The organism is Burkholderia reimsis (assembly GCF_003294055.1).
In the GTDB taxonomy this organism is placed as follows: domain Bacteria; phylum Pseudomonadota; class Gammaproteobacteria; order Burkholderiales; family Burkholderiaceae; genus Burkholderia; species Burkholderia cepacia.
This window is the reverse complement of sequence record NZ_QMFZ01000011.1, coordinates 158065-184986: the sequence shown is the minus strand read 5'-3', so window position 1 is coordinate 184986 and position 26922 is coordinate 158065. Positions and strand designations below refer to the sequence as shown.

At 62.8% G+C, this 26922-nt stretch carries 25 protein-coding genes and 2 tRNA genes; 6 read left to right on the top strand and 21 right to left on the bottom strand.

Annotation, left to right across the window (positions count from 1 at the left end):
• Nucleotides 1-267 precede the first annotated feature (267 nt).
• Nucleotides 268-936, bottom strand: coding sequence for a hypothetical protein (locus DPV79_RS15650; protein ID WP_133295649.1), 669 nt, complete (start codon nucleotides 934-936; stop codon nucleotides 268-270).
• 525 nt (nucleotides 937-1461) lie between these two features.
• Here DPV79_RS15650 and DPV79_RS15645 point away from each other — a divergent pair.
• Nucleotides 1462-2295 (top strand): DUF932 domain-containing protein, encoded by an 834-nt coding sequence (locus DPV79_RS15645; RefSeq protein WP_113045822.1) that lies wholly within the window; start codon nucleotides 1462-1464, stop codon nucleotides 2293-2295.
• Nucleotides 2296-2508: 213 nt separating this feature from the next.
• On the opposite strand, the gene DPV79_RS15640 is transcribed toward DPV79_RS15645, so the two are convergent.
• The 3 genes from DPV79_RS15640 to DPV79_RS15630 form a co-directional block, all read right to left on the bottom strand.
• Nucleotides 2509-3213: a nucleotide-binding protein gene (locus DPV79_RS15640; protein WP_113045821.1), complete on the bottom strand. Its 705-nt coding sequence runs from the start codon at nucleotides 3211-3213 to the stop codon at nucleotides 2509-2511.
• Between the two features lie 9 nt (nucleotides 3214-3222).
• A complete protein-coding gene (locus DPV79_RS15635) occupies nucleotides 3223-3684 on the bottom strand; it encodes a hypothetical protein (protein WP_113045820.1) in 462 nt (153 codons plus the stop codon).
• 1070 nt (nucleotides 3685-4754) lie between these two features.
• On the bottom strand, nucleotides 4755-5096 hold the full coding sequence (locus tag DPV79_RS15630; RefSeq protein WP_113045819.1) for a helix-turn-helix domain-containing protein: 342 nt from the start codon (nucleotides 5094-5096) through the stop codon (nucleotides 4755-4757).
• A gap of 142 nt (nucleotides 5097-5238) precedes the next feature.
• On the opposite strand from DPV79_RS15630, the gene DPV79_RS15625 reads away from it, so the two are divergent.
• Entirely contained in the window at nucleotides 5239-5613 is a 375-nt protein-coding gene (locus DPV79_RS15625) for a hypothetical protein (RefSeq protein ID WP_113045818.1), read from the top strand.
• 121 nt (nucleotides 5614-5734) lie between these two features.
• Nucleotides 5735-6220 carry a hypothetical protein gene (locus tag DPV79_RS15620; RefSeq protein ID WP_113045817.1) on the top strand — a complete coding sequence of 162 codons (486 nt, stop codon included), beginning with the start codon at nucleotides 5735-5737 and terminating at the stop codon, nucleotides 6218-6220.
• A gap of 227 nt (nucleotides 6221-6447) precedes the next feature.
• Here the strand turns inward: DPV79_RS15620 and DPV79_RS15615 are convergent.
• Nucleotides 6448-6524: transfer RNA gene (locus DPV79_RS15615), tRNA-Pro, on the bottom strand.
• 160 nt (nucleotides 6525-6684) lie between these two features.
• The gene (locus DPV79_RS15610) at nucleotides 6685-7398 is read right to left on the bottom strand and encodes a class I SAM-dependent methyltransferase (RefSeq protein ID WP_048025582.1); all 714 of its coding nucleotides are present in this window, start codon (nucleotides 7396-7398) and stop codon (nucleotides 6685-6687) included.
• A 353-nt stretch (nucleotides 7399-7751) separates the two neighbouring features.
• Here DPV79_RS15610 and DPV79_RS15605 point away from each other — a divergent pair, with 353 nt between their 5' ends.
• A complete protein-coding gene (locus DPV79_RS15605; protein WP_341867605.1) occupies nucleotides 7752-8612 on the top strand; it encodes a tyrosine-protein phosphatase in 861 nt (286 codons plus the stop codon).
• A 341-nt stretch (nucleotides 8613-8953) separates the two neighbouring features.
• Complete coding sequence (locus DPV79_RS15600) at nucleotides 8954-11164, top strand: hypothetical protein (protein ID WP_113045834.1); 2211 nt, start codon at nucleotides 8954-8956, stop codon at nucleotides 11162-11164.
• An 81-nt stretch (nucleotides 11165-11245) separates the two neighbouring features.
• On the opposite strand, the gene DPV79_RS15595 is transcribed toward DPV79_RS15600, so the two are convergent.
• From DPV79_RS15595 to DPV79_RS15530, 13 genes are all read right to left on the bottom strand, one after another.
• Nucleotides 11246-11659: a MerR family transcriptional regulator gene (locus DPV79_RS15595; RefSeq protein ID WP_027787702.1), complete on the bottom strand. Its 414-nt coding sequence runs from the start codon at nucleotides 11657-11659 to the stop codon at nucleotides 11246-11248.
• Between the two features lie 62 nt (nucleotides 11660-11721).
• Nucleotides 11722-12108, bottom strand: coding sequence for an integration host factor subunit alpha (locus DPV79_RS15590; protein ID WP_006486093.1), 387 nt, complete (start codon nucleotides 12106-12108; stop codon nucleotides 11722-11724).
• 70 nt (nucleotides 12109-12178) lie between these two features.
• Nucleotides 12179-14608: a phenylalanine--tRNA ligase subunit beta gene (pheT, locus tag DPV79_RS15585; protein ID WP_113045815.1), complete on the bottom strand. Its 2430-nt coding sequence runs from the start codon at nucleotides 14606-14608 to the stop codon at nucleotides 12179-12181.
• Between the two features lie 96 nt (nucleotides 14609-14704).
• On the bottom strand, nucleotides 14705-15718 hold the full coding sequence (gene pheS, locus DPV79_RS15580) for a phenylalanine--tRNA ligase subunit alpha (protein ID WP_021162419.1): 1014 nt from the start codon (nucleotides 15716-15718) through the stop codon (nucleotides 14705-14707).
• 148 nt (nucleotides 15719-15866) lie between these two features.
• Complete coding sequence (rplT, locus tag DPV79_RS15575; protein WP_004192938.1) at nucleotides 15867-16226, bottom strand: 50S ribosomal protein L20; 360 nt, start codon at nucleotides 16224-16226, stop codon at nucleotides 15867-15869.
• A 30-nt stretch (nucleotides 16227-16256) separates the two neighbouring features.
• Entirely contained in the window at nucleotides 16257-16454 is a 198-nt protein-coding gene (gene rpmI / locus DPV79_RS15570; RefSeq protein WP_004191477.1) for a 50S ribosomal protein L35, read from the bottom strand.
• Nucleotides 16455-16643: 189 nt separating this feature from the next.
• The gene (infC, locus tag DPV79_RS15565) at nucleotides 16644-17168 is read right to left on the bottom strand and encodes a translation initiation factor IF-3 (RefSeq protein WP_071734130.1); all 525 of its coding nucleotides are present in this window, start codon (nucleotides 17166-17168) and stop codon (nucleotides 16644-16646) included.
• A 49-nt stretch (nucleotides 17169-17217) separates the two neighbouring features.
• Entirely contained in the window at nucleotides 17218-19125 is a 1908-nt protein-coding gene (thrS, locus tag DPV79_RS15560; protein ID WP_027787704.1) for a threonine--tRNA ligase, read from the bottom strand.
• A gap of 271 nt (nucleotides 19126-19396) precedes the next feature.
• Nucleotides 19397-19473, bottom strand: a tRNA-Val gene (locus DPV79_RS15550).
• Nucleotides 19474-19560: 87 nt separating this feature from the next.
• Complete coding sequence (locus tag DPV79_RS15545) at nucleotides 19561-21795, bottom strand: RelA/SpoT family protein (RefSeq protein ID WP_021162421.1); 2235 nt, start codon at nucleotides 21793-21795, stop codon at nucleotides 19561-19563.
• 44 nt (nucleotides 21796-21839) lie between these two features.
• On the bottom strand, nucleotides 21840-22193 hold the full coding sequence (locus tag DPV79_RS15540) for a RidA family protein (protein ID WP_021162422.1): 354 nt from the start codon (nucleotides 22191-22193) through the stop codon (nucleotides 21840-21842).
• Between the two features lie 80 nt (nucleotides 22194-22273).
• A complete protein-coding gene (locus tag DPV79_RS15535; protein WP_042977026.1) occupies nucleotides 22274-23170 on the bottom strand; it encodes an alpha/beta fold hydrolase in 897 nt (298 codons plus the stop codon).
• A gap of 286 nt (nucleotides 23171-23456) precedes the next feature.
• On the bottom strand, nucleotides 23457-24341 hold the full coding sequence (locus DPV79_RS15530) for an EamA family transporter (protein WP_113045814.1): 885 nt from the start codon (nucleotides 24339-24341) through the stop codon (nucleotides 23457-23459).
• A gap of 92 nt (nucleotides 24342-24433) precedes the next feature.
• Between DPV79_RS15530 and DPV79_RS15525 the strand changes: the two genes are divergently transcribed.
• Entirely contained in the window at nucleotides 24434-25366 is a 933-nt protein-coding gene (locus DPV79_RS15525; RefSeq protein ID WP_113045813.1) for a LysR family transcriptional regulator, read from the top strand.
• A gap of 79 nt (nucleotides 25367-25445) precedes the next feature.
• Here DPV79_RS15525 and DPV79_RS15520 read toward each other — a convergent pair whose 3' ends face one another.
• Nucleotides 25446-26087 carry a CoA transferase subunit B gene (locus DPV79_RS15520; protein WP_021162427.1) on the bottom strand — a complete coding sequence of 214 codons (642 nt, stop codon included), beginning with the start codon at nucleotides 26085-26087 and terminating at the stop codon, nucleotides 25446-25448.
• Between the two features lies 1 nt (nucleotide 26088).
• Nucleotides 26089-26793, bottom strand: a complete 705-nt coding sequence (locus DPV79_RS15515) for a CoA transferase subunit A (protein WP_021162428.1) — start codon at nucleotides 26791-26793, stop codon at nucleotides 26089-26091.
• Between the last annotated feature and the right edge of the window lie 129 nt (nucleotides 26794-26922).

Sequence of the window (26922 nt, the reverse complement as noted above, 5' to 3'; positions counted from 1 at the left end):
GTGCTGGCATTTGGAGTCAATCTTGGCAAGCATGCCTTTAGTTACGTTAGCGCCGGGAGCGCAGCGCTTTCACGCGATGGCCTGAAATGAAGGGTAACATAGCCCTTAATATGTTCCCCTTCATTTCAACAGATCCGACATGGCGCGGACGCGAGCCGTCATGGATCAAGAGTAAGAAGCTTGAGCGCTTCCTCATCGCCACCTGAGCTTAACCACGAGCATCAAACCAAACGCAGGTCGTCGGTTTGACTCGATAGCGGTAACACGTCACTGTTTGCCAGGAATGGGCTCTCCGACAGTCACGTTGGCCGTTTGCCGTTGCTTCTCCCGAAACGCCTCACGCTTCGTGCTCTGCTCCGCAATGAACTGCATGAGTTCGCTTTTCAGATCGGCATCCGGCACGATGGGCTTCCATGGCGTAACGTCATGCCTCGTGCGCGTCAAGTGAGATAGCTCCAACGCCCTCACCGCAGCCTTCGCACATTCGAATTCCACTTCCGCGCACCAGTCGATCGGATCGCCGTATTCCCACTCCGCGGACAGGGACTGACGGGGCGAATGCAGCGTGGCCGGAAACTCGCGGAGCTGAGAGGCAACGTTGTGTTTCAACCATTTCCAATCGATCGGCTCCGGGAATACGAACGGAGGTAACGCAACGCCACGGAGCGGCTCATACGTCTGCAAGCGACCGGCCTCCTCCGTGGCCCAGTCAGCGCGATGCATCATCGATCGGGCTTCCCGCGCATAGCTTTCCAGCGACAGCGCGACCGTCAACGCGACATGCCGCACTTCGCGCCTGCTGACCCTGGCCTCCCGCAATTCATTCCAACTCAGCGTGACGACCGAGCTCACAAAGCCGGCGACGCTGCCAACTTTCAGCAGATCCATCCAGCCGCTCTGCTTCAGATACTCGATCCACTGAAGCCCCATATCCACCCCCATATCCTTACGTCGGCCCCAGTATACGGGGCGGCTAACTTCCGATGCCCATATGGTTCCGAGCGACAGTGAACTTCGGGCGATCGAATGCCCGAATCCTGACCCGATTCACGCTTACCGCACCGTTCGCCCCGAAATCCAATACACCTCAATCACTTACGCTCCGGCCACGAAAGTTGCTCACAGCGTTGCCCCAGAAACTGTGAATAACCGGGGGCTCGTCATTCTTCCCGTCATACTCCTGCCTTGGCCTGCGCCTGGCACCCTATTTCCTGCCCTGTCCCGCGACCGTAGCCAAGCGCGGGACGGCATCAAGGGGCGAGGGACCGGGTTGCCCGCACCATCCCTCGCCTCCTTCCTTGACACCGTCCCGCGCTCGGCTCCTTGGATCGCACGGGCAGGAAACAGGGTGTCAGGCAAAAGCAAAAGCCAATCCCGAGTTCCACCGGGAGAGTTTTTCCGCGTAAGCGGCAAGGTCACCCCACAGCCCGCCGTTCAACTCTTTTTGCTGTGGAGATTGCCATGCAACTCGCTTCTTCTTTCCATTACAGCTCCCCGATGCTGCGGGCCGACTCGCCTCTGTCGGACGATCAGATTCGCCGCGTTGCACCGTCCATCTTCGGCGACGGCAAGCACGAAAGCCGCTCGGAGCGCTACACCTACATTCCGACCATCGACGTATTGCGAGGCTTGCGTAACGAAGGATTCCAGCCGTTCATGATCTGCCAGACCCACGTGCGCGATCAGGGCAAGCGCGACTACACCAAGCACATGCTTCGCCTTCGCCACGCCGAGCAGATCAATGGCGACGAAGCCAACGAAATCGTGTTGTTGAACTCGCACGACGGCACGAGTAGCTATCAGATGCTCGCCGGCGTGCTGCGCTTTGTCTGCCAGAATGGCATGGTTGCGGGCGACAACGTCGCCGATATTCGCGTGCCGCACAAAGGGAACATCATTCAGAACGTCATCAATGGTGCGTTCGACGTGCTCGACGGTTTCGAGCTGATTCGCGAACAAAAAGAAGGCATGCGGGACGTGTCGCTGAACCGTGACGAACAACATGCATTCGCCCGCTCCGCGCTCGCGCTGCGCTATGATCCAACCGATGCCGAGATTCCTGCTCCGATCACCGAAAGCCAGTTGCTCGCTCCCCGCCGTTTCGAGGATCGCCGCGACGACCTCTGGACGGTGTTTAACCGGGTGCAGGAAAATCTCACGAAAGGCGGGCTGCATGGACGCTCGCGCACCGGGCGTGCAATGTCCACACGCCCCATTACCGGAATCGACCAGAACGTAAAGCTCAATCGCGCCCTGTGGATGCTGGCCGACGCCATGCGCCAAATGAAAGCGTAAGTACCATAGGGCGACATCACGTCGCCCTACTCAAACCAATCAAATCAGGATAACTATACATTTTGTCCTTACAGGCTTTCCTTGAGTCCGTCATATAAGCCATATCATTGCCGCCAAACGGCAGTTGTCAAAGTCTGCGCAGCTCCCCGAATATTCTCACCGACCGGGTCGTTCCAACCTCGTGTAACAGGCGCGCGAACGCACCGGGCGACCTCACCGCGCCAATTGCGCATGAGCTGTCAGCTTGGCGAACATCGTGCCGTATATCGCACGCCAGCGCAGCAGTTCCGCCCGCTCACCAATATGCATCGTTTGCGCCGCCCTCCCGACCGACAGACGCTGGCTACGCAGCTCGTCCGCGACGCGATCTGCAAGGTCGGGAAAATCCAACGATTGGCCTTGTGCTTCAACTGCGTTGCGTAATTGCGAGTCCCGATAAAGGGTGAATTTTTCCGGCGAACCAAAGTAGCCATTGCGCACGACATGCGTGATTGCGTTCGGGAACGTCACGCCGAACTTGAGCAGCAATTCGAGACTATCGCGTTGCCGGTTGATGACCCACAACACGACCAGACGCCGGGCAAGCTCATCGAGCGCGCTAGCGAGCGTTCCGCCGTACTGCTCGACACCCGCCTGGCTCCGGGCTGCCGTGTTGACGACAACGATCGCATCCCGGTGCGTATCGCAGAAGTTAACAAAGTCGATCCAGCCGCTGACGTCGTCTAAATTACATGACGCGCACTCGATTTCGGCATGGACCGCTTTCATGACATCAGGATTGGACGTGTCCGTCTCCACCAGCACGACGTTGATGTCCGTGCGTTGCAGATAGTCGACCAGCGCCAGCGTCACAAAACTCTTGCCGACACCACCCTTGCTACCACCAACCATATAGATGGGGGGATTTTTCCTTGCCATGTGAGACCTCTACAAGTTCTCGGTATCCGGGCTGATCGGAAATCCAAGAAAGCCCTGTACCTGTTGCCCCGGCCTGGTTGTCCCCGTGTTCTCTTTCTGCTGCAATCCCGTGCGCGGCGGGTTATCGCGTGACGCATTGGCCCGTGCTGACTTCCTGCCTCGAGCAGGCGCTGTCGCCTGCTCTCGTGCCGCGTCTCGATTGCCTCGCCGAACCCCTCCCTTTCCGTCCGCACGGCGCATCGCATATCTCAGCGAATTGAGATTCACGTCGATGCCTTCTTGCGCGGCCTGCTCTATCAGTTCATACAACGTATATCCCTTCTCCCGCGCCGCCACGATCTGTATCTGTATAGATTTGACACCGTCCCCCACCTTGACAGGTTGCGCGTCTTTCGGTTTCTCCGGCAGCGCATCCAGCCTGCGACCGAACGCTTCCCATTGCCCTCGAGTGAATTTCCTGGCAACCGACATGACGACCTCCGACGCACACCCTTCACTGCATCTTGCGCACGCGTTTACGCTCCGTCAACCCTCGTTCTATGTTGTTTTCGAAGCAAACGGAATTTAGAGGAATACATAGGAATATGATGGAACAAGAAATATTTTTTCTCTCGTCAGACGCGTCATCTGGCTTCTCATTCGCGCACGTATGGACACAAATTGCAGTGAGCGCTGCTGCCCGTCGATTCGCGCTGAAGAGCAATCCAGAACGCATTCGATGCCACCGGTGCGTACTCGGCATTCACCTCTTCTGCCCGGCCCTTTCAACGCCAACACTACACGCGTGCACCGGCGTTCCGCAGACATTCACCGTCGCGCCACTGCGGACCAAACTCGAGTATCACCGGCACGACGCGACGCGGTGCGTTGGACGCACCAATCGCTCAAGACATGTGTTCAGGCATTCTCCACGCGTTTACACGTGATGCGCTCGGGATCATGCGATCGTGAATGCCCGGCTCGCTTCTTCATACCGCTGCGTCAAACGCGCCGCACACGGCAATTACACGGACGCGGTTTCAGAATGCACATGGCCTGCACATCGCGCATACGGAAGTCACGCTCCGCAGAGAAAACAAGATGAAAAATGAGTGACGGCAGGATAGGCTACCGCCGGTTTTCGGCGCCATGCACATATGAGTTGCGCGGAATAGAAGTTCGAGCGATGGAACGCCGCTTCCCGACCTGTGGTAGTTCGGCTACTGTCCGGCTGTGCCTCGGCCCTGCAATAGCCCCCATCCCCATCCCGACAACCTATGTCAATGGTCAGCGGCACACACATTAGGAAGTACATCGCGTCCGGCCATCGCAGGTAATACCGCCACCAAAGCGCCTATATCCAATGACGCCCGTCACCATGGTAGTGCTGCGCGGTTGCGGACAGCTGCGTCGAAGAAGCCGATCGTCGTTCCTAGGCAGGTCAGCTGACGGGACTTCTTCTCGCCGAAGAGGCGTTGGTCTTACACGGCGCCCCAACTTCTTCTACAGGTCGCGATCGTCAGATCGTACGGGGCCGTGAACGTGCCGATTTCTTAGCCGCCCTACGAATCACCGTTCTGTTTCGCACGGTGAGTTGATCCACCCATGGTGTCCATAAGCGCCAGCATTGCAATGCGCTGATCTGGGTCGAGGGCCCTGTATCTGGACAGGATTTGCTGTTCTTCAACAGTCGATGCGAGCGTCGCGACCCGCCCAGTAAGCAGGTAGTACACGTCCACGCCGGCAGACGCCAGTCCGACGAGGTAATCGGAATTCGGTCGGCGCGTCCCTCGCTCGTAATGAAACTGAGCCTGCTTATGAACCCCACCCAGTTCTGCAAATTCGGGCTGCGTCAAGCGCATGCGCTTGCGTTCCTGCTTGAGGCGTATCGGGAAATCATCCATTTGTCATGTTTTTTGCGTTGACAATGGTACAAACGAGTACTAATCTCGTCATACCATTTGACTTCTCGATGTTACCGCACGTTGTCGAGCGAGGCCCCACTATGCCTGCTCGCACGAGTGGTGGATCGGTCCGGAGGAAACCATGGCCAACTACATACTCCGCGGCGCGCTACCGGTCGGTGCCCACTTTCGCCATGCACACGCCGAAAACCTCGCCAGCAAGTTGACCGAACAGGTCAATGTCGACGTTTATTTTGCCACCGACACCGTGGCGCACTGTCTAGTCATCTGCATCACTGGCGGGCTATTACCGAACGCATGGCTCGCGGTGGAGAAAGTGCTTGCCGACTTTGCGCAGAAACACGCGAGCGCCGCTGCAATTTTCACAAGGAATTGGGCCGGCGACGTTTCATTCTTGCCGCTCGGCCTAGACCGGCATATCGACCTCTCCCGAGATTCCATTATCTGGACTCGCACACCGGAGCGCTGCGCGTCGACGGTGCATGGCGACTTCTGACTTTTCTCCCGACACCTAGCACGGCAGCACGCCGTCGCATGGTCGCTGGCCGCCTGTCCTACGCCGGAGCATCCAGTCAGTCGCTTCACGTGTCCGGCGAAACATCAGCGGAGTGACGATCATGGAGATCGAAGATTCCCTAGACAAGGGCGAATATGTATTGTGCGGCGCGATGCCAGTGGACGCAGATATGGAGCTCGAGCATCTCGAAAGCGTTCGTCGGCACTTGGGTGGCATTGCGGACGTATATCTCGCGCGTGACGATGCGGCGAACACGGTCGCGATCCGCATATCTGGATCCATTTCGCGTGACGATGCGAAAGTGACCGACCGGCGGATCCAGAAATTTGCACACGATCATTGCAGCGCCGGCGCCATCCTGTGGCGTGGATGGAACAATTCGTGGAAATGGTTCGTGGTAGGGTTGGATTGGCAAGCTCAATGCCTGCTGAAGCTTGCCGCAGCTGAGGCGCAATTCGAGCGCCTCGAGGAAAGGGGCTTCGATTTCATTTTCTGGGTCCATTTGGATGCGGCCCCCGACAGCGCTCACAATAAATGTGACGCCCCGGTCGGTCGCCTTTCAATTGAGGCAGAAAGGCTGGAGTGACTTGTGACCGGCTTTACGCCAGCGGCAACGTCAACAGTGCTGCGCAAGTTGTGCGGGGGCCGGCGAAGTCGCTACAACCGGAATTCCGATCCGGACGCCGCATAGCTCGATGGAAGTTCCGCGCCGTTCCCGCGAGAACCACTCAATGTGTGGGGGCAAATGTGGGGGCAAAATCCGCCCCAAATGGAAAAGGACTTACGGCTTTCACCGTAAGTCCTTGATTTTACTGGTCGGGGCGAGAGGATTTGAACCTCCGACCACCTGCACCCCATGCAGGTACGCTACCAGGCTGCGCTACGCCCCGAAAGAAAAAAATTATAACAGACAGTTTTCCGATTTAGAACGGGTCACATGCATTTTGTGAACGTTCTTGTGAAATTTTTTGGCGTGACGCCGCCGATGCAGCCAACGCCGGGCATGACACGGCGACCTTCGCACCGGCCGCACGGCCCCGCGCATCGCAGTCAGCGCTTGCGCGCGATACAGATGACCGTCAGGCCGGCGACGCGGTTGAAGCGAAACATGGGCAACTCGATCCGGCAGATCGTCTTGAGCAAGCCGTTGACGAACGGATGGTGACGGCGCAATTGCGACGCCGGCTCGCGCGGATGCCGACGCGCCCGCTCACCCAGCCGCAGCGCTGCCGCAAGCGGAAACGTGAGACCGAAATAATAGGCGCCGTGCTCGACGTCGAGCCCGGCGCGGCGCACCACGTCCTCGAGACTGCCGAGCGTATATCGGCGCTTGTGCTCGAGAAAATCGTCATGGCCGCTCCAGAGGAACTGGAACGCGGGAACCGTGATCAGGAACCGGCTTCCGGAAGGCGCGCCCGCCACATAACGTGCGAGTAACCCGACGTCGTCGTCGACATGCTCGAGCACGTCCATCAGCAACACGAGATCGGCATCGAATCGTTCGACGGAGCGCCGAAAGTGGATGGGCTTACCGGCCGCCTCCGCGTCGGTATCGTCGGCGTAGCTCGTATCGACACACCACGCCTCCGACGCCTGCGTACGCTCGAGCAAGTGCTTCGAGAAGAAGCCGGAGCCTGCACCGACATCGAGTATCCGGTTCGCGCCCGATGCACCCAGGAACCGGCGGATCGCACGCGCCTTCGACGCGTAGTACCAGTGATCGCCCACGCCCGCACCCAGTACGTCGACTTCCTTGAGATCCATGACGCTTCCCCGTGATGGCTACTTGTACTTTGGTCGATACAGCCACTGCCGCCGATCTTACCTCGCCGCTGCCACCGATCCTACCCGTCGACGACGCACATCCGCTATCGGTATCCCGCATTCCGCCCTAATCGAAAAGGACGATGGCCGATTCGCCGCAAGTCGCTACCGTGCGCTTACCCGGCGCGAGACCGATGCGCGCGGGCGGTCCGCTCGACTGCATGCCGATCGATCCGGCCTGCCCGGCTTTGCCGCGTCGCACGCGAGACAAGAGGCGGCGTCGGTCACCACCGCGGTCGCGACCGCTTGCAACCTTCTCCGACAAAGGACATTGAATGCATCAGAAAAACGAAATTTCCCGTCGACATTTTCTCCGGCTGGGTGCCGGCACGATAGGTGCGGCGCTCGGGAGCGCGTCATTTCTGTCGGCATGCGGAGGCGACTCGATTTCGGTCGCGCCGGTCGCGACGCCGCGGCTGGGTTCCGCTTCGAATTTTCGCGACACGGCCGGCCCGGACGGAACCGGTTATGTAACGACGAGCGGCGCAAAGATGAAGAAAGGCGTGATCTACCGGTCATCCGCGCTCGCGTTGTCCGCCGCCGACATCGCCACCGTCGGCACGCTCGACATCAGGCAGGTCTGCGACCTGCGCACGCCCGCCGAGATCAAGACGCAACCGGATGCGCCGCTGGCCGGTGCCACATGGCAAAACCTCAACGTGCTCGGAGCCGCCAGCATCACCCCGATCCCGACGACCGGCGCCACCGCGACAGCGTTCATGTTGAGCATGTATCGTGCGTTCGTCACGTCGGACTCCGCGCATGCCAGCTATCGTGCACTCTTCACCGGCTTCGCTGCCTCCGGCGAAAACCTGGTGTTCCACTGCACGGCCGGCAAGGACCGCACCGGCTGGGCCACCGCCATTCTGCACACGATCCTCGGCATCTCCGGGCAGACGATACTCGCCGACTACCTGTTGACCAACGCCTACAGCGCGTCGGAAATCTCTGCGTCGATTGCCCAGGCACAAAAAGCCGGCGGGCAAAATGCGGCAGACATGATGACCGCGCTGCAGGGCGCGCACGCTGACTATCTGCAGGCGGCATTCGATCAGGTCACCGCGTCGTACGGCTCGATGACGTCGTATATCGCGAACGGCCTGCAACTCGACCAGACGACGTTGAACGCCATCCGGCAGCATATGCTGGTCTGACCCGCGGACCGCTTCGACGGGGCCGGATCGCATCTGCGCTTCTATCGCAGCGGCCGCTGCACCTCTTATCCGGCGGAACCCTTACCAGCCAAGGCCTGGGCGAGTTTTCCCGGTCGCAACGAAAGCCGCCTGGGGCGGGCCGCGCGAACCAAACGACCGTTTGATACGCGCGCCCGACCACCCCGAATCCATTGTCCCGCAGCATGCTGGCCCACTCTGCCCGGGCGCCCGTTGTTTGGTAACGCCGCTCTAGCGTGCTATGCCACACTGCACGGCATCGACGCTCGCGCCGTGTAGTGCCGCGCACCGCCGTCGATCACGACAAGACATGGAGACAGACGATGCGGAATGCGGTCCGGCGCGGCCATCGCTCGCCTTTGGCAATTTTCGACTGGATTTCCAGCCCGCAACGCGCGGCCCGGCCTGTCTCGCCCGGACCATCCCGCGTGTTCGGCTGCGGCATGCTGGCGCTCGCGCTGCTTTGTGCGGGTTGCGCGGAATCGTCGGCGCAGCGTGACGGCAACACGTCGGTCGCGTCGACGAAGATCGAACGCACCAAGGCCGAGCGCCTCGCCCGCGAGCAGCAGCTCGCACGTACCGTGCCGTCGCTCACATCGATCAGCCTGACGCAACCGCGCCAGTTCACGCTGCGCGACTCGGGCCAGAACGGCGCGATGACGTTCCTGCGCGACGTCGATTTCCGTATCGTCAACAACCTCGGCTTCTTCATCCATCAGTTGTCCGCCACGCTCGTGCCGACGCAGGCCGGCGCGCCGATCGTGTTCGACGATCCGACGAGTTTCGAGATCGACGTGCATGAAGGCACGGTCACGCTCGACAACGCGAAGCTGACCGCGCTCTTCAACACCTACATCTTCGGCTACCGCAACGCGCCGCTGCGCAAGCTCGCCGTGTTGGCCGGCGACGGCGTGATTCATCTCCAAGGCGAGATGCAGCGCGACGGCTGGGTGCCGTTCTCGCTGACCGGCACGCTCGCGATCCGCGACGGCAGCCAGCTCGTGTTCCATCCGACGGGGGTGCGCGTATCGGGCATCAACGCGCAGCCGGTGATGCGCGCGGCCAACGTGAAAATGGCCGACTTGCTGAAAGTCCAGACGCCGATCGCGCAACTCGCCGGCGACGATCTCGTGATGTCGGTCGACAAGCTGATGCCGCCGCCGCGCCTGAAACTCACGATCACCGCGGTGCGCGTGACACCGGCCGGCCTCGACCTGAAGCTCGACGACGGCACGCACGCCGGCTTCGCGATGCCTGCGAATGCGCCCCAGCAGGCCATGTACATTCGAGGCGGCGACGTGAAGTTCATGCGCTCGATGCCGATGAACGCGGACATCCTGATCGGCCCGGTCGATCCGGCGAAGCGCGACCAGACTTTCGTGTTCGACCTGTACCACTATCGCGACCAGGTGTCGGCCGGCTACTTCAATTTCGACGAAAGCGGTGCGATGGCGATCCGGATGCCTTCGTACACGGGCCCGGCCAGCGGTGCGCTGCTCGGCAACGCGGCCGCGCGCCTGAACGACAGCTTTCTCGCCGCGCAGCAGACTGCGCTGCGTGACATACGCCAGCACTGGGAAGCCTACGCACTCGCGGCGAACGCCACTCACCCCGGCATGCAGAAGGTCGCCATGCGGCGCACGTCGACCACGCCGTTCAACGAGCGGCACGTGTCGAACCGCAACCCGACGATCCATCTGCGCAACGTCGATTTCAACCTGTCCGGGGATATCGGCTTTCACGTCGAGGATCTCGACGTGGAACTCGTATCGAAGCGGCCCGGCGAACCCGTCGATCTCGACGACCCGAACCAGTACGACATCCGGATTCTCGGCGGCACGGTCGTCGAATCGTGGAAGGCGATGTCCGCGCTCTTCAACAACTATCTGCTCGACTACTCGCCGCGCTCGCTCAACGACCTGCAGCTGAGCGCGGACGGCACGAACCTGCGTGTCCAGGGCGGCATCAAGCTGTGGAACCATGTGCCGGGCGTCTGGCTGCCGACCGACATGAAGGGCTCGCTGTCCGTGCTCGACGATCGGCATCTCGCGTTCAAGCCATCCCAGGTGTCGGTACTCGGGATTCCGCAGGCGAAGCTGCTGCGCTCGCTCGGCATCGAGCTCGCTTCGCTGACGCCGTTGCAGCGTCGCGGCGCGGAACTGCGCGGCGACACGCTCGTGCTCGACCAGTACACCGTGTTCCCGCCCCCCGTGCTGAACGGCAAGCTCGGCCAGGCAACCGTCGAGCGCGACGGACTGCGCCTCACGTTCAGGCGTCTGGCGGGCTCGCCTGCGCCGCAACGGCCGCAGATCGATGCGCCGAGCTACATGTGGATGGAAGGCGGCGACATGAAGATGTTCAACGTGCTCGAACTGAACGTGCGCGCGCTGATCAGGAATTCGGCCGAGGCCGGCCCAATGCGTTTCGACCTGTACGGCTACCGCAGCCAGGTCGCTCAAGGTTCCGTGCGGATGCTGCCGGACGGCACGCTGGTCGTCGACATGGGCCAAAAGAATCCGCTCGCATCGCGTTGATGTGCATGTAAGACGCGCATGCAAAAAGCCCGGTGGCGGGTCGCCAACCGGGCTTTTCATTTCATCCTTCGTACTTCGCGCTCAGTCGTGCTTCAGTCCGTCGATCACGTCGAGCAGCGCCTGCCGCAATGCAATTACGTCGACGGTTGCGCCCGGCTTGCCCGGTGTGCGCGCATCGGCGGCCTGGGCCTCCGGCTCGACGGGTGCCGGCGCGGCCCGCTCGCCGCCCGGCGAATCGAGCCGGTTGCGCGCGCCGTTGATCGTGAATCCCTGCTCGTACAACAACTCGCGAATCCGCCGGATCAGCAGCACTTCATGGTGCTGGTAATACCGACGATTGCCACGCCGCTTCACCGGCCGCAGTTGAGTAAATTCCTGTTCCCAATAACGCAGCACATGCGGCTTGACCCCGCACAGCTCGCTGACTTCACCGATCGTGAAGTAGCGCTTCGCGGGAATCGGAGGCAAGACGACTTTCTCAACCGTAGTGGTCATCGTCGGTTAACCGTCGGTAAAGGGTGCGCGGCGGCCGCGCGGGGACGTCAGCGCGCGGGGGCTTACTCCGCGCCGTTTTCGACCAGCGCCTTCAGCTTCTGGCTCGCGTGGAAGGTTACCACCCGGCGGGCGGCGATCGGAATCGCCTCGCCCGTCTTCGGATTGCGGCCCGGACGCTGCGGCTTGTCGCGCAGCTGGAAATTACCGAACCCCGACAGCTTGACGCTTTCGCCGTTTTCGAGCGCGTCGCGAATCACCTCGAAAAACGCCTCGACCATGTCCTTCGCTTCACGCTTGTTCAGCCCGACGCTGTCGAACAGCAACTCCGCCAGTTCCGCTTTCGTCAGCGTGGGCGTCTCGGTGGACGCCGGCGCCGAAGCATCGCGGTTCATGGCGCTGCGTTGCGCCGTCAGGAGGGCTTCGAATTCACTCGAGGTCATGTCGTTCATATCTGCCATACAGCGCGTTAAATCAAATTACGATCGGAAAAGGCCGCCCGCGAGCGGGCGGACCTCCTCCTTAGCCGCGCAGGCGCGCACCGGTGCGAGCCATCCGCTCGACCAGCGCCTGGATCGCCTGATCGACGACCTCGTCCTGTAGCGTGCCAGCCGCGTCCTGCAGCGTCACGCGGAAGGCAAGGCTCTTCTCGTGCGCGGCAAGGCCACCGGAAGTATTTGATTTTGCACGAAATTCGTCGAAGAGTACAACCTTCTGAACGAATCGGCAGGCCTCTTCGGCAAGCGCCTTCTTCATTTCGTCGAAAAGTGCCTGAACCTCGACCGCCTGATCGACGACAACGGCGATATCGCGACGAACCGGCGGGAATTTCGACACCTCGGTCGGCGTGGGCAACGCACGCGCAATCAGCGCGTCCGCGTCGATTTCGAACATCACCGGAGCGTGCGGCAACTCGTACTTCTGCATCAGGCGCGGGTGCAACTCGCCGATCCAGCCAACCGCACGGCCGTCGACTTCGATGCGCGCGCTGCGCCCCGGATGGAGGGCCGGATGCTCCGCCTTCACGAAGCGTGCAGCTGCCGGCGCAAGCAGCGCCTCGAGATCGCCCTTCACGTCGAAGAAATCGACCGCGCGGGTCGTCACGCCCCACTGCTCGTCGAGCACCGGGCCATAAGCAAGCGCACCGACGCGCTTCGGCTGCACGTAGCCCTCGACCGTCAGCTCACCGGCCTTCGCCGACGCATCGGCGAGGAACACGCGGCCAGCCTCGAACACGCGCACGCGATCTGCGCGGCGGTTCAGGTTGTGGCGCAGCACGGAAATCAGGCTGCCGAACAGCGTCGTGCGCATCACCGAGAGCTGGCTCGCGATCGGGTTCAGCAGGCGGATCGGCTGGTCGTTGCCCGCGAAATCCTGCTCCCACTCCGCATCGACGAAGCTGAAGTTGACGGTTTCCGCGTAGTCGCGCGCGGCGAGCGCGTGACGGACATCGTGGATCGAACGCCGCGTCTCGTTGGTCGCGCGCATTTCGCTCGTCGCGACCGGCGGACGCGCCGGGATCTTCTCGAAGCCGTAGATCCGCGCGACCTCCTCGATCAGGTCTTCCTCGATCTCGATGTCGAAGCGATGCGACGGCGGCGTGACGAGGAACGCGTCGCCTTCACGCTCGAACGGCAGGCCGAGGCGCGTGAAGATGCTGGCGATCTCGTCGGCGCCGATCTGCACACCGATGATGCGGTTCGCGCGCGACACGCGCATCTTCACCGGCGCGCGCTGCGGCAGGTTCACGGACTGATCGTCGACCGGGCCGGCCTTGCCGCCGCAGATCTCGAGAATCAGTTGCGTAATGCGCTCGACGTGCTCGACGGTCGTCGCGTAATCGACGCCGCGCTCGAAGCGATGGGCCGCATCGGTCGAGAAGTTGTACTTGCGCGCGCGGCCGCGGATGCTGTCCGGCCACCAGAACGCGGCTTCCAGGTAGATGTTGGTCGTATCGAGCGTGACGGCCGTGCTGTCGCCGCCCATGATGCCGGCCAGGCTCTCGACCTGGCGGTCATCCGAAATGACGCCGACCGTTTCGTCGAGTTCGACCGTGTTGCCGTTGAGCAGCTTCAGCGATTCGCCGCGCTTGCCCCAGCGCACCTCGATGCCACCGTGGATCTTGTCGAGATCGAACACGTGCGACGGGCGGCCGAGCTCGAACATCACATAGTTCGAGATGTCGACGAGCGCCGATACGCTGCGCTGGCCGGAGCGCTCGAGGCGCTCGACCATCCACTGCGGGGTCTTCGCACGCGCGTTCACGCCGCGGATCACACGCCCCGAGAAGCGACCGCACAGATCGGGAGCGGCGATGCGCACCGGCAGCGTTTCGTCGAGTTCGACGCGCACCGGGCGGATATCGACCGGCGTCAGCGGCGCACCGGTGATCGCGGCCGTCTCGCGCGCAATGCCGAACACGGACAGGCAGTCGGCCTTGTTCGGCGTCAGCTTGATTTCGAAGATCGTGTCGTCGAGATTGAGCGTCTCGCGGATGTCCTGGCCGACCGGCGTATCTTCCGGCAGCACCAGCAGGCCGCTGTGATCCTCGGACAGCTTCAGTTCACGTGCCGAGCACAGCATCCCCTGGCTCTCCACGCCGCGCAGCTTCGACAGCTTGATCGCGAACGGCTTGCCACCCTCTTCCGCAGGCGGCAGTTCCGCGCCGACCAGCGCGACCGGCACCTTGATGCCGGGTGCGACGTTCGGTGCGCCGCAGACGATATTCAGCGTCGCGCCGGTGCCGGCATCGACCTGACAGACATTGAGCTTGTCCGCATCCGGATGCTTGACGACTTCGAGCACGCGGCCGACGACGATCTTCGACGTCGGCGGCGCAGCCTTGCTCAGCGATTCGACTTCGAGCCCCGCCATCGTCAGCGCGTGCGACAGTTCGTCGGTCGTCAGCTGCGGGTCGACAAAGGTTCTCAACCAGGATTCAGGGAATTGCATGGATGTCTACGTTCGAAACAGGTTAGATCGACGCCCGGGCCCCGCCGGATCGTCCGTCGGGGCGTGCACGGGCACAGGTCGGCGCGGCGCGCGGCGTTACGCGAACTGGCGCAGGAAACGCAGGTCGTTCTCGAAGAACAGCCGGAGATCCTGGACGCCGTAGCGCAGCATCGTCAGGCGCTCGAGGCCGCTGCCGAACGCAAAGCCGATGTAGCGCTCGGGATCGAGGCCCATGTTGCGAATCACGGTCGGATGCACCTGCCCCGAACCGGAAATCTCGAGCCACTTGCCGGCGTTCTTGCCTTGCTCGAACATCATGTCGATCTCGGCCGACGGTTCCGTGAACGGGAAATACGAAGGACGGAAGCGCACGAGGATGTCGTCGCGCTCGAAGAATTTTTTCAGGAAGTCGGTATAGACGCCCTTGAGATCGGCGAAGCTGATGTTTTCGTCGATCCACAGCCCCTCGACCTGATTGAACATCGGCGAGTGGGTCGCATCGCTGTCGACGCGATACGTGCGGCCCGGCGCGATCACCTTGATCGGCGGACGGTTCATGCGCGCGTAACGCACCTGCATCGGGCTCGTGTGCGTGCGCAGCAGCAGCTGGCGGCCGTCGGCATCCTTGCCTTCGACGTAGAAGGTGTCCTGCATCGAACGCGCCGGATGGTTCTCCGGGCTGTTCAGCGATGTGAAGTTGTACCAGTCGGTCTCGATTTCGGGGCCGTCTGCCACATCGAAGCCGATCGAGCCGAAAATCTGTTCGACACGCTCCCACGTGCGCATCACGGGGTGCAGGCTGCCTGCACCGGCGCCGCGGCCCGGCAACGTCACGTCGATCGACTCGGCGGCGAGGCGCTGGTTCAGCAGCGCGTCGGCCAGTGCCTGACGGCGTGCGGTCAGCGCGGCTTCAACCTGCTGCTTCGCGACGTTGATGCGTGCGCCTTCGGTCTTGCGTGCTTCGGGATCGAGCTTGCCGAGGCCCTTCAGCAACTCGGTCAGCGCACCCGACTTGCCGAGAAATCGTGCTTTCTCGTTTTCGAGCGTGGTGATGTCGGCAGCCTGTTCGAAGGACTGCTGCGCGTCGGCGACAATCTGGTCCAAATCCATAGATCCCATCATTTCCAACGTCATTCGGTCTTGGCGAGCGAAATCGCACACCAAACAAAAAAGGGGCTCGGAAGAGCCCCGTTTTCGCTGCAGCGGCCGAAACTACCGGAGCATCGCTGCAACTAACCACGCAGTGCTAATTTCGCAATTAGGCTGCAACGGCGGCTTTCACCTGCTTGACGATCGCAGCAAAAGCAGCCTTGTCGAACACCGCCATGTCAGCCAGCACCTTACGGTCGAGTTCGATCGACGCCTTCTTCAGGCCGTTGATGAACACGCTGTAGGTCATGTCGTGCTGACGAACCGCCGCGTTGATACGCGTAATCCACAGTGCGCGGAACACACGCTTCTTGTTGCGACGATCGCGATATGCGTACTGACCAGCGCGCATCACCGCCTGCTTGGCGATGCGGTAGACGTTATTGCGGCGACCGCGATAACCCTTGGCCAGGTTGATGATCTTCTTGTGGCGGGCCCGTGCGGTTACCCCACGTTTGACTCGAGGCATGTTTCTCTCCTTAGAGTATCGATTGAGGGGTTACGCGAACGGCAGCATTGCGCGGACGGAGTTCAGATCGGAATCATGAACTGCCGTTGCGCCGCGCAGGTGGCGCTTGTTCTTCGTGGTTTTCTTGGTCAGGATGTGACGCTTGAAGGCTTGACCGCGCTTGACGGTACCGCCCGGACGCACCACGAAGCGCTTTGCAGCGCTCTTCTTGGTCTTCATCTTAGGCATGACGAACAACTCCAGTTTATTAGATGGCGATGGGTGTGCGGTTGGCTTGCGCCCTTGACCCGCCCTTCGAAACCCAGTCCACTTGTGTACGGCGAACCGCTTGCGCAGCCGCCGTCATTGCTGGCGCGTTGCCCTGACCGGGCAACGCGCCGAACCACTGCGAACCTGCGCGCGAAGCGCGCGGGCCCGTTACTTCTTTTTCTTCGGCGAGAGCACCATGATCATCTGGCGCCCTTCCATCTTCGGCATCTGCTCGACCTGGCCGACTTCCTCGAGATCCGTGCGCAGACGCTCAAGCATCCGCATACCGATTTCCTGGTGAGCCATTTCGCGACCGCGGAAACGCAACGTGATCTTCGTCTTGTCGCCTTCTTCGAGGAAGCGCACGAGATTGCGAAGCTTGACGTTGTAATCCCCGTCATCGGTACCCGGGCGGAACTTGACTTCCTTGACCTGAATGACCTTCTGCTTCAGCTTCGCTTCGTGCTGCTTCTTCGATTCCTGGTACTTGAACTTGCCGTAATCCATCAGACGGCAAACCGGGGGAACCGCTTGCGGCGCGATTTCCACCAGGTCAACATCCAGTTCTTCCGATTTACGGAAAGCATCAGCGAGTTTTACGATACCGAGCGGTTCGTTCTCGATCCCGACCAGACGCACTTCCGGCGCAGTGATTTCACCGTTGATGCGATGCGACGACTTATCAGTAGCGATGTTACGTTTCCTCTAAAAATTAAAAAAACGAGCCGCGCTGCCAGGGCGGTTACTTGAACGAGCGCAGGTCTTCCTGCAGACGCTCAACGAAGGCTTCGACCGGCATCACGCCAAGATCGACGCCGCCACGGGCACGCACGGCTACCGTTTGCGCATCACGCTCCTTATCACCCACGACGAGGAGATAAGGCACCTTTTCCAGCGTGTGCTCGCGTATTTTATAGCTAATCTTCTCATTGCGCAAATCGGCCGTCACTCTAACCCCTTGTTTTTGCAACGATTGGGCCAGAGATTGCGCATATTCGGCCTGACTTTCGGCGATATTGAGCACAACTGCCTGGAACGGCGCGAGCCAGGCAGGCATTGCACCAGCGTGGTGCTCGATCAAAATGCCGAGGAAACGCTCCATCGAACCGACGATCGCACGGTGCAACATCACCGGCCGGCGACGGCTGCTGTCGTCGGCAACATACTCGGCGCCGAGGCGTTCCGGCAGCACCATGTCGAGCTGCAGCGTACCGCACTGCCACGAACGGCCGAGCGCATCCTTGATGTGGTACTCGATCTTCGGACCGTAGAACGCACCTTCACCCGGCAGTTCTTCCCACGTAAGACCGCAGGCGGTCAGTGCGTCGCGCAGGCCCTGCTCGGCGCGATCCCACGTCTCGTCCGTGCCCGCACGCTGATCCGGGCGCAGCGACAGCTTGATGTCGATGTGATCGAAACCGAAGTCCTTGTACACGCTCATCGCCAGCGTATTGAACGCGATCGACTCCGAGATGAACTGGTCTTCCGTACAGAAGATGTGCGCATCGTCCTGCACGAAGCCGCGCACGCGCATCAGGCCGTGCAGCGCGCCCGATGCCTCGTTGCGGTGGCACGAACCGAATTCCGCGTAGCGCAGCGGCAGGTCGCGATACGAGCGCAAGCCGTGCTTGAACACCTGGACGTGACCCGGGCAGTTCATCGGCTTGATCGCGTAGTCGCGCTTCTCCGACTCCGTCGTGAACATGTTCTCGCGGTAGTTCTGCCAGTGGCCCGACGCCTCCCACAGCGAGCGGTCCATGATCATCGGCGTCTTGATCTCGAGGTAGCCGGCTTCGTTCACGCGGCGGCGCATGTACTGCTCGACCTGCTGCCACAGTGCCCAACCCTTCGGATGCCAGAACACCATGCCCGGCGACTCTTCCTGCATGTGGAACAGGTCGAGCTGCTTGCCGAGCTTGCGGTGGTCGCGCTTTTCCGCTTCCTCGAGCATGTGCAGGTACTGGTCCTGGTCTTCCTTCTTCGTCCAGGCCGTGCCGTAGATACGCTGCAGCTGCTCGTTCTTCGAATCGCCACGCCAGTACGCGCCCGCGACCTTCATCAGCTTGAAGACCTTCAGCTTGCCCGTCGACGGCACGTGCGGGCCGCGGCACAGATCGGTAAAGCCGCCGTGCGAATACAGCTTGATTTCGTCGCTTTGCGGAATCGATTCGATGATCTCGGCCTTGTACTTCTCGCCGATGCTGCGGAAGTAGCCCGCCGCTTCGTCGCGCGACACGACACGGCGCGTCACGGGCTCGTCCTTCTTCGCGAGTTCCTGCATGCGCTTTTCGATCTTCTCCAGATCTTCAGGCGTAAACGGACGGTTGTACGAGAAGTCGTAATAGAAGCCGTTGTCGATCACCGGGCCGATCGTCACCTGCGCGTCCGGATACAGTTCCTTCACCGCGTATGCGAGCAAGTGCGCCGTCGAGTGGCGGATGATGTCGAGGCCGTCGGCATCCTTGTCGGTCACGATCGCGAGCGACGCGTCGCGGTCGATCACGGCCGACGTATCGACGAGCTCGCCATCGAGCTTGCCACCAAGCGCAGCCTTCGCAAGGCCGGGACCGATCGAGGCTGCAACCTCGGCAACTGTCACCGGATGCTCGTATTGTCGAACTGAGCCGTCAGGCAAGCGTATCGAAACCATAGCAATCTCCGTGATGCCGACAGTGGGCGGCAGACCAGGTACGCGACATGAAAATCGCGCGGGAAAATTTCGCGACAAAAAAAATGCGGCCCCGCTTTCGAGGGGCCGCATTCGATACTTCACTCAGACTGAAAGGGCGAAAGGGTTCCTCGACTAGCGTCGCTCCGAAAAGGTTTCGGTCAACGTTCGCGGTGTCATAACCGTATTCGCCTTGTTCGCGTTGAGTTATTTACTGCATCGAACACCCGGAGACCGGGCATTCTCAATTCGTTGGTAGGCTCGATTGGACTCGAACCAACGACCCCCACCATGTCAAGGTGGTGCTCTAACCAGCTGAGCTACGAGCCTAAAGAAGCTAAGATTATATGGAGCCGTTACCGACTTGGCAAGTGTTTTTATGCGGTCGCAGCAAAATAACGGGGCTCCAACCCCATATCATGCCTTCCGCCCCGCCCGCACGACGCCCTGCACCTCACCGAGCAGCGTGCACGCGCGCTGCACCTGCGCCGAGTTCGACACCTCGACCGTGAACTGCATGAATGCCGCGTTGCGGCGGCTCTGCGTCTTCACACCCACCACGTTCATCTTCTCGCGCGCGAACACTTCGGAGATATCGCGCAGCAACCCTTGCCGGTCGCTCGCCTCGATCATCAGGTCGACCGGATAGACGGACGCACCGCGCCCGCCGAGCACGTCGGCCGACCAGGTCGTCTGCAGCACGCGCTCCGGCGCGCGCTCGACCATCCGGCGGAACGTCGGGCAATCGGTGCGGTGGATCGACATCCCCTTGCCGCGCGTGACAAAACCGCTGATCGGATCGGGCGGCGCCGGACGGCAGCAGCGCGCGAGCTGGGTCAGCAGCGCGTCGACGCCCACCACCAGCACGCCGGTCGACGCGCCGTGCGCCACGCTCGCGCCGCTGCTGCGCTTCTCGAAATCGGCGGGCGCTTCGGGCGCCGGCTCCGGCGGCGGCGCATCGGACAGCGCGTGCTCGACATTGCGCAGGCTGAACTCTTCCTTGCCGACGACCGAGAACAGCTCCTCGGGCGACTTGAAGCCGAGCTTCGCGGCGAGATTGTCCAGGTTGACCGATGTCTTGCCCTCGCGCTGCAGCGTCTTTTCGACGAGCGCGCGGCCATGCGAGATGTTTTCTTCCTGCTCGATCGAGTTGAACCACGCACGCACCTTCTGACGCGCGCGCGGGCTCTTCATGTAGCCGAGCTGGAGGTTCAGCCAGTCACGCGACGGCCCACCCTCCTTCACCGCGACGATCTCGACCGTCTGGCCGTTTGCGAGCGGCGTATTGAGCGGCACCATCGCGCCGTCGACGCGTGCGCCACGGCAGCGATGGCCAAGCTCGCTGTGCAGGTGGTACGCGAAATCGACCGGCGTCGCGCCCTGCGGCAACGCGATCACACGCGCCTGCGGCGTCAGCACGTAGATGTGGTCGTCGTCGAGCGACGTCTCGCGCAATTGCGCCCACGCCTTGTCGCCCGACTTTTCCGCGCCGTCCTCGACGTCATCCTTCCACGCGAGCAGCTGGCGCAGCCATGCGATCTTCTCGTCGTATTTGTCGCTCGCCGAGAACTGGCCGCCGTAGCCGCGCGCACCGGCCTCCTTGTAGCGCCAGTGCGCGGCGACTCCGTACTCGGCGAAACGGTGCATCTCCTGCGTGCGGATCTGCACTTCGAACGCGCGGCCGTCATCGCCGATCACGACCGTATGCAGCGACTTGTAGCCGTTCGGCTTCGGCCGCGAGATGTAGTCGTCGAATTCCTTCGGCACCGGCTGCCACAGGTGATGCACGATGCCGAGCACCGCGTAGCAATCCTTGATGTCCGGCACGATCACGCGAAACGCGCGCACGTCGTACAGCTCGGAGAAATCGAGCTCCTTGCCGCGCATCTTGCGCCAGATGCTGTAGATATGCTTCGGCCGGCCGCTCACATCGGCCTGGATGTTCGCGTCCGCCAGCTCCTGCTGCAACCGGTCGATCGCCTGCGTGACGTACGCTTCGCGCTCGATGCGCTTCTCGTCGAGCAGCTTCGCGATCCGCTTGTAGGTGACGGGATCCTCGAAGCGGAACGCGAGATCCTCGAGCTCCCACTTCAGTTGCCAGATACCGAGACGGTTCGCGAGCGGCGCATAGATCTCGAGCGTCTCGCGCGCGACGTCGGGCGGCGGGTCGATCTTCGCGGCCGCGTAGTAGCGCAACGACTGCAGGCGCGACGCGAGCCGGATCAACACCACGCGGATGTCTTGCGCGAACGCGAGCAGCATCTTGCGCAGCGCCTCGATCTGCGTACGCCGCTCTTCCGCCGTGTCACGCCCCGCATCGGGCACTGCGTTCTGCGCGGCACGCAGGCTGACGGTACCGAGCCGCAACAGCTTGCGCACGTCGGACACGAGCCGCGCCACTTCGTCGCCGAAACGCTCGGTGAGTTCGCGCTCGGGGTCGCTCAGGTGCGGCGTCAGCACGAACAGCGCGGCCGCCTGCATCGCGGGCGGATCGACGTTCAGCGTGCGCATGATCGCCGCCGTGCCCGCCGAGTGATCGGCGAGCAGTTCGCCCGACGACAGGCGCGCGTCGCCGGCCCGTTCGCGCACGAACGCCAGCACGTCGTCGAACGACGGTGCCGCGACGGGGGAAGCGGAAACGGACTCGGTCATTGCTTGGCCTGGCGGAATACGATCATCGTCGGGTTGCGTCCGGTTCAGCTCCGCTGTGCGGCGACCACCACGATCTCGACGAGCAGCGCCGGATCCGCGAGCTTCGCCTCGACGGTGGCGCGCGGCGGCGTGTTGCCCTGCGCGACCCATGCATCCCACTCCGCATTCATGCCGTCGAAATTTGCCAGATCGGAAATGTAGATCTGCACCGACAGCAGATGCGCCTTGTCGCTGTTCGCTTCGGCGAGCAGGCGGTCGATGTGGCCGAGCACTTCGCGCGTCTGGCCCTTGATGTCCTGCGTGGTGTCTTCGGCGATCTGGCCGGCCAGATACACGGTACCGTTGTGGATCGCGGTTTCGGAGAGTCGGGCCCCGACGTGGTGACGAATGACTGCCATGGAATGTTCCGGTCGTGAGTGGATGGAGATTCGGGTGGCGGCACGGCCCGCGTGCCGTCGAACCGCATATTATGACGCGTTTATGCGCCGCCTTCGACGAAAAACCGCCGCGCGAGCGCAATCTGGCCTGCGTCGACGAACGCCGGCGCATGGCCTACCCCTGGAATCTCGGCGTGCGTGACGTGCCGGCCACGACGCACCATGTCGGCCACCGTCTCGCGCGACAGCAGGTCGGACGTCTCGCCGCGCACGACGAGCAGCGATGCATCCGTCGTCTCGATGGCGCGCCACAGCGCGGCCTCGCCGAGTGCGGCCAACTCGGGCGTGGTTGCCTTGAACGGCTCGGCGATGCGCGGATCGTAGCGGACCGTCCAGCCACCTTCGGGCAGTTCGCGCAGCAGCGGCCCGTTGATCTCGCGCCACTCGTCGGCGGTCAGCGCACCGAACGGCAGCGACAGCGACGTCAGATAGTCGACACCCTCCTGCTCGGTCGCAAAGCGCGGCTGCACGCCGAGATATTCGCCGATGCGCGTCAGCGAATCGGGTTCGATGCGCGGGCCGACGTCGTTGACGATCATCCGGCGCAGCGGCGAACCGGGCAGCCCCGCGAACGCCAGGCCGATCAGGCCGCCCATCGACGTGCCGAACCAGTCGACCGATTCGACGTCGAGTCGCGCGATCAGCGTCACCATGTCGGCCACGTATTGCGGAATCGCGTAGAGCCGCGGATCGGCCAGCCAGTCCGATTGGCCGCGCCCGACGATGTCGGGGCAGACGACGCGATACGTATCGGACAGCGCCGTGGCGAGCCGGTCGAAATCGCGCCCGGAACGGGTCAGGCCGTGCACGCAAACCAGCACGCGCGGGTTCGCGGGATCGCCCCACTCGGTATAGGCGACGTGGTGAAGGCCGGCCGCGCTCGCACACTGCACGCGCCGCTGACGGGGAATCGGGGAGTTCACGGGGGAAGTGGGCATCGGAGGCGTCCTGCCGAACGGTGCGGCGCGATGGCATGTGGGCCCGGCCCGCCAGGGCAGCCGGGGGATGCGATCGATTGTAAACCCGTTCCGGATCACGAGTCGCCTGACCACCCTTGCGGGCTTGCGGCTCGTGCGAGCGCCAATGAAATGTCACGCGGCCGTGCGGAATCGGGCGCGGTGTTCCGTGTTCAGCAGGCCGCCGATCCAGCCTCCGTTGCGGCCGCGGCGACGGCGCCGCGAACGCACCATCGTGCACCGGCCCGTCATGGCCGGGAAAGCGCGGCTATTTCTGCATGACCGCGCCGATGCTCGCACCGACCACGCACAGCGTGCCGGCGACCTGCAGCGTGCTCATCGGCTGCGCCAGCACGACATAACCGATCCCCGCGGCGATCGCGGGCTCGGCGCTCATCAGGATGCCGAATGCCGATGCGCTCATCTTTCGCAACGCAATCAGTTCGAGCACGTAAGGAAACAGCGGGACGAGCACTGCCAGATACGCGGCATCGATCAGTTGGCCGGCCGGCAAGTGGCCGCCGCTTTGCGCCAGACCGAACGGTGTCGTGACGAGCGCGGCCACGAACAGCGACGCGGACAGCCCTTGCAGCCCGTCGAACAGCGTGCCGACACGCTTCATCAACACGATATAGGCGGCCCAGCCAAGCGCAGAGCCGACCGGGAAGACCAGCGCGGCCGGCGCCGTCACCCACATGCCGTCCTGCCGCGCCAGCAGCAGCACGCCAGCCAGCGCAAGTGCCGGCCACGCCAGCATCGCCGGCTTGCGCACGCCGATCGTGGCGACCGCCAGCGGCCCGAGAAAGTTGATCGCCACCGCCAGGCCGAGCGGCACGCGACGCACGGCTTCGAAGAAGCACAGCGTCATCGCGGCCATCGCCGTGCCGAGCGCGATGGCGGCGATCCAGCGCTGCCGGGAATAGGTGTGGAGCGGCGGCCGGACGACCACGGCCAGCGCGAGCGCGGCGAAACAGAGCCGCAGCCAGGTCGTGCTGACGGTACCGTACTCGATCGTCGCCGGCCTCGACAGCGCCGCGCCGAGCTGCACGCTGCACATCGACGCGACGGCCAGCAGCGGCGCCACCGCATTCGTGAAAGGTGACGCCGCGCGCTGCGCGACATCCGGTCGTACCGTACTCGATTCCTCGCTCATGCAACCGCTCCGGTTCAGTGACACGCCGATGCTAACCGCGGCCGCAGGCTTGATATAAGCTGATAATTCTTATGTCCGCATCAGGAATATTGATGACCCGCGATCTCGACAGCACCCTGCTGCGCACGTTCGTCACCGTGGTCGAAACCGGCAGCGTCAGCACGGCGGCAACGGCGCTGCATCGCACGCAGGCCGCCGTCAGCATGGCGCTGCGACGGCTCGAGGATGAAGTCGGCCAGCGCCTGCTCGAACGCTCGCCGCGCGGCGTCACGCCGACGGCCGCGGGCAACGTGCTGCTGCCCTATGCACACCAGTTGCTCGGCGTCGGGCTCGCCGCCCGCGCCGCGCTCGCCGCAGGCGACATCTCGGGCACCGTACGGCTCGGCGTCCTAGAGGACATCGCCGTCGGCCGTCTGCCGCACGCATTGCGACAGTTCGCGGCGTCATTTCCGAACGTCGCACTCGAGATCGTCGTCGATACGAGCCCCGTCCTGTCGCAGCGACTCTCGAGCCACGCACTGGATTTCGTGATCGGCGACCCCGCGCTGATCCGGGCGGAGCCGCTCGCGACGTGGCAGCATCCGCTGCACTGGGCGGCCGCAGCCACCACCAACCGGCTCCCTCACAACGAACCGGTACCGATCGTTGCGTTCGGCGGCACCTGCCCGTGGCAGGAAAAGCTGTTCTCGATGTTGCGCGACGCCGGCCGTGCGTGGCGCGTCATCTGCACCAGCACGAGCCTGTCCGCGATCCAGTCGGCGGTCGAGGCAGGCCTCGGCGTCGCAGTACTGCTCGACTGGAACGTGCGTCGCGACACGATGCGCGCACTCGATCCGCAGGCAGCCGGGTTGCCCGCGCCACCCGCCGCGGATTTCGGGCTGTTCAGCCGCGCGGACCTCGGCGATCACACGTCGGCGGCAGTCACGCTGCAACGCTTCCTGTTTCATGCGCTGCAGCTGGGTTCACCCGACGACGGCACGCCCACCGGCGAACAACGCGTGGAATCGTTGCAGACCGCCGTCTGACGCGGCCGGGCGCGCATGCCACAAACATAAACGCCCCGCGTGCCTGACGGCATGCGGGGCGAATCGACATGAAAAAAGCTCAGGCGACCGCGCTGACGTCGAGCGGCGCACCCGTCTTTGCCTGGATCTCGTCGGCGCTCACGCCATCGGCGAGCTCGAGGACCTTCAGGCCGGACGGCGTCACTTCGATCACGCCGAGATCGGTGATGATCAGGTCGACCACACCGACTCCCGTCAACGGCAGGTTGCATTCCTCGAGGATCTTGTGCTGATCGCCCTTCGCGACATGCTCCATCAGCACGACGACACGCTTCACGCCGGCGACGAGGTCCATCGCGCCGCCCATCCCCTTGATCATCTTGCCGGGGATCATCCAGTTCGCGAGGTCGCCCTGCTTGCTGACCTGCATCGCGCCGAGGATCGCGAGGTTGATGTGGCCGCCGCGGATCATCGCGAACGAATCGGCCGACGAGAAGATCGACGAGCCCGGCAGCGTCGTGACGGTTTGCTTGCCGGCGTTGATGAGATCGGCGTCGACTTCGTCTTCGGTCGGCGACGGGCCGATGCCGAGCAGGCCGTTCTCCGACTGCAGCCACACCTCGACGCCTTCCGGCACGTGGTTCGCGACGAGCGTCGGCAGGCCGATGCCGAGGTTCACGTAGAAGCCGTCCTGCAGTTCCTTCGCCGCGCGCGCGGCCATCTGGTCACGATTCCAGGCCATGTCAGTCTCCTTTCGCGCGTACGACGCGTTGTTCGATGCGTTTTTCGGGCGTCGCGTTCAGCACGATGCGCTGCACGAAAATCCCCGGCGTATGGATGTGATCCGGATCGAGCTCGCCGTTCTCGACGATTTCCTCGACCTCCGCGACGGTGATCTTGCCGGCCATCGCGCACATCGGGTTGAAGTTGCGCGCGGTGCGGCGATAGATCAGGTTGCCCGACTTGTCGGCCTTCCAGGCCTTCACGAGCGCGACATCGGCCGTCAGCGACGGTTCGAGCACGTAGTGACGATCGCCGAACTGGCGCGTTTCCTTGCCTTCCGCGATCACGGTGCCGTAGCCCGTGTTCGTGAAGAACGCCGGGATGCCCGCGCCGCCCGCGCGCAGCTTTTCGGCGAGCGTGCCTTGCGGCGTGAATTCGAGTTCGAGTTCGCCGGCCAGGTACTGGCGCTCGAACTCCTTGTTCTCGCCGACGTACGACGAGATCATCTTCTTGATCTGGCGCGTTTCCAGCAACAGGCCGAGGCCGAAACCGTCGACGCCCGCGTTGTTGCTGATGCAGGTGATGCCCTTGACGGCCGAATCGCGCAACGCGGCGATCAGCGCCTCCGGAATCCCGCACAGGCCGAAGCCGCCCACCGCGAAGGTCTGTCCGTCACGGACGATCCCTTCCAGCGCGGCAGCCGCGCTTGGATAGACTTTGTTCATCAGTTGTCCCTTCCTCTATGGAAACCAGCGAAACCGGTTCACGCGCCACGTGGCCCGCAAGCCCGCAAGCCCGCAAGCCCGCCGCATCATTCTATGCATGCACGGCGATGCCTGCGTCGAGGCGCGCTG

Bases quoted from the DNA above. Each gene is read 5' to 3' on its own strand.
- DPV79_RS15525 (WP_113045813.1), top strand. From the start codon at position 24,434: ATGACCCGCGATCTCGACAGCACCCTGCTGCGCACGTTCGTCACCGTG.
- DPV79_RS15540 (WP_021162422.1), bottom strand. From the start codon at position 22,193: ATGGCAGTCATTCGTCACCACGTCGGGGCCCGACTCTCCGAAACCGCG.
- DPV79_RS15640 (WP_113045821.1), bottom strand. From the start codon at position 3,213: ATGGCAAGGAAAAATCCCCCCATCTATATGGTTGGTGGTAGCAAGGGT.
- thrS (WP_027787704.1), bottom strand. From the start codon at position 19,125: ATGGTTTCGATACGCTTGCCTGACGGCTCAGTTCGACAATACGAGCAT.
- DPV79_RS15600 (WP_113045834.1), top strand. From the start codon at position 8,954: ATGCGGAATGCGGTCCGGCGCGGCCATCGCTCGCCTTTGGCAATTTTC.
- DPV79_RS15535 (WP_042977026.1), bottom strand. From the start codon at position 23,170: ATGCCCACTTCCCCCGTGAACTCCCCGATTCCCCGTCAGCGGCGCGTG.
- DPV79_RS15620 (WP_113045817.1), top strand. From the start codon at position 5,735: ATGGAGATCGAAGATTCCCTAGACAAGGGCGAATATGTATTGTGCGGC.
- DPV79_RS15610 (WP_048025582.1), bottom strand. From the start codon at position 7,398: ATGGATCTCAAGGAAGTCGACGTACTGGGTGCGGGCGTGGGCGATCAC.
- DPV79_RS15645 (WP_113045822.1), top strand. From the start codon at position 1,462: ATGCAACTCGCTTCTTCTTTCCATTACAGCTCCCCGATGCTGCGGGCC.
- DPV79_RS15595 (WP_027787702.1), bottom strand. From the start codon at position 11,659: ATGACCACTACGGTTGAGAAAGTCGTCTTGCCTCCGATTCCCGCGAAG.
- DPV79_RS15635 (WP_113045820.1), bottom strand. From the start codon at position 3,684: ATGTCGGTTGCCAGGAAATTCACTCGAGGGCAATGGGAAGCGTTCGGT.
- rpmI (WP_004191477.1), bottom strand. From the start codon at position 16,454: ATGCCTAAGATGAAGACCAAGAAGAGCGCTGCAAAGCGCTTCGTGGTG.
- DPV79_RS15625 (WP_113045818.1), top strand. From the start codon at position 5,239: ATGGCCAACTACATACTCCGCGGCGCGCTACCGGTCGGTGCCCACTTT.
- DPV79_RS15515 (WP_021162428.1), bottom strand. From the start codon at position 26,793: ATGAACAAAGTCTATCCAAGCGCGGCTGCCGCGCTGGAAGGGATCGTC.
- DPV79_RS15590 (WP_006486093.1), bottom strand. From the start codon at position 12,108: ATGAACGACATGACCTCGAGTGAATTCGAAGCCCTCCTGACGGCGCAA.
- DPV79_RS15630 (WP_113045819.1), bottom strand. From the start codon at position 5,096: ATGGATGATTTCCCGATACGCCTCAAGCAGGAACGCAAGCGCATGCGC.
- rplT (WP_004192938.1), bottom strand. From the start codon at position 16,226: ATGCCTCGAGTCAAACGTGGGGTAACCGCACGGGCCCGCCACAAGAAG.
- DPV79_RS15520 (WP_021162427.1), bottom strand. From the start codon at position 26,087: ATGGCCTGGAATCGTGACCAGATGGCCGCGCGCGCGGCGAAGGAACTG.
- DPV79_RS15545 (WP_021162421.1), bottom strand. From the start codon at position 21,795: ATGACCGAGTCCGTTTCCGCTTCCCCCGTCGCGGCACCGTCGTTCGAC.
- pheS (WP_021162419.1), bottom strand. From the start codon at position 15,718: ATGGATTTGGACCAGATTGTCGCCGACGCGCAGCAGTCCTTCGAACAG.
- pheT (WP_113045815.1), bottom strand. From the start codon at position 14,608: ATGCAATTCCCTGAATCCTGGTTGAGAACCTTTGTCGACCCGCAGCTG.
- DPV79_RS15530 (WP_113045814.1), bottom strand. From the start codon at position 24,341: ATGAGCGAGGAATCGAGTACGGTACGACCGGATGTCGCGCAGCGCGCG.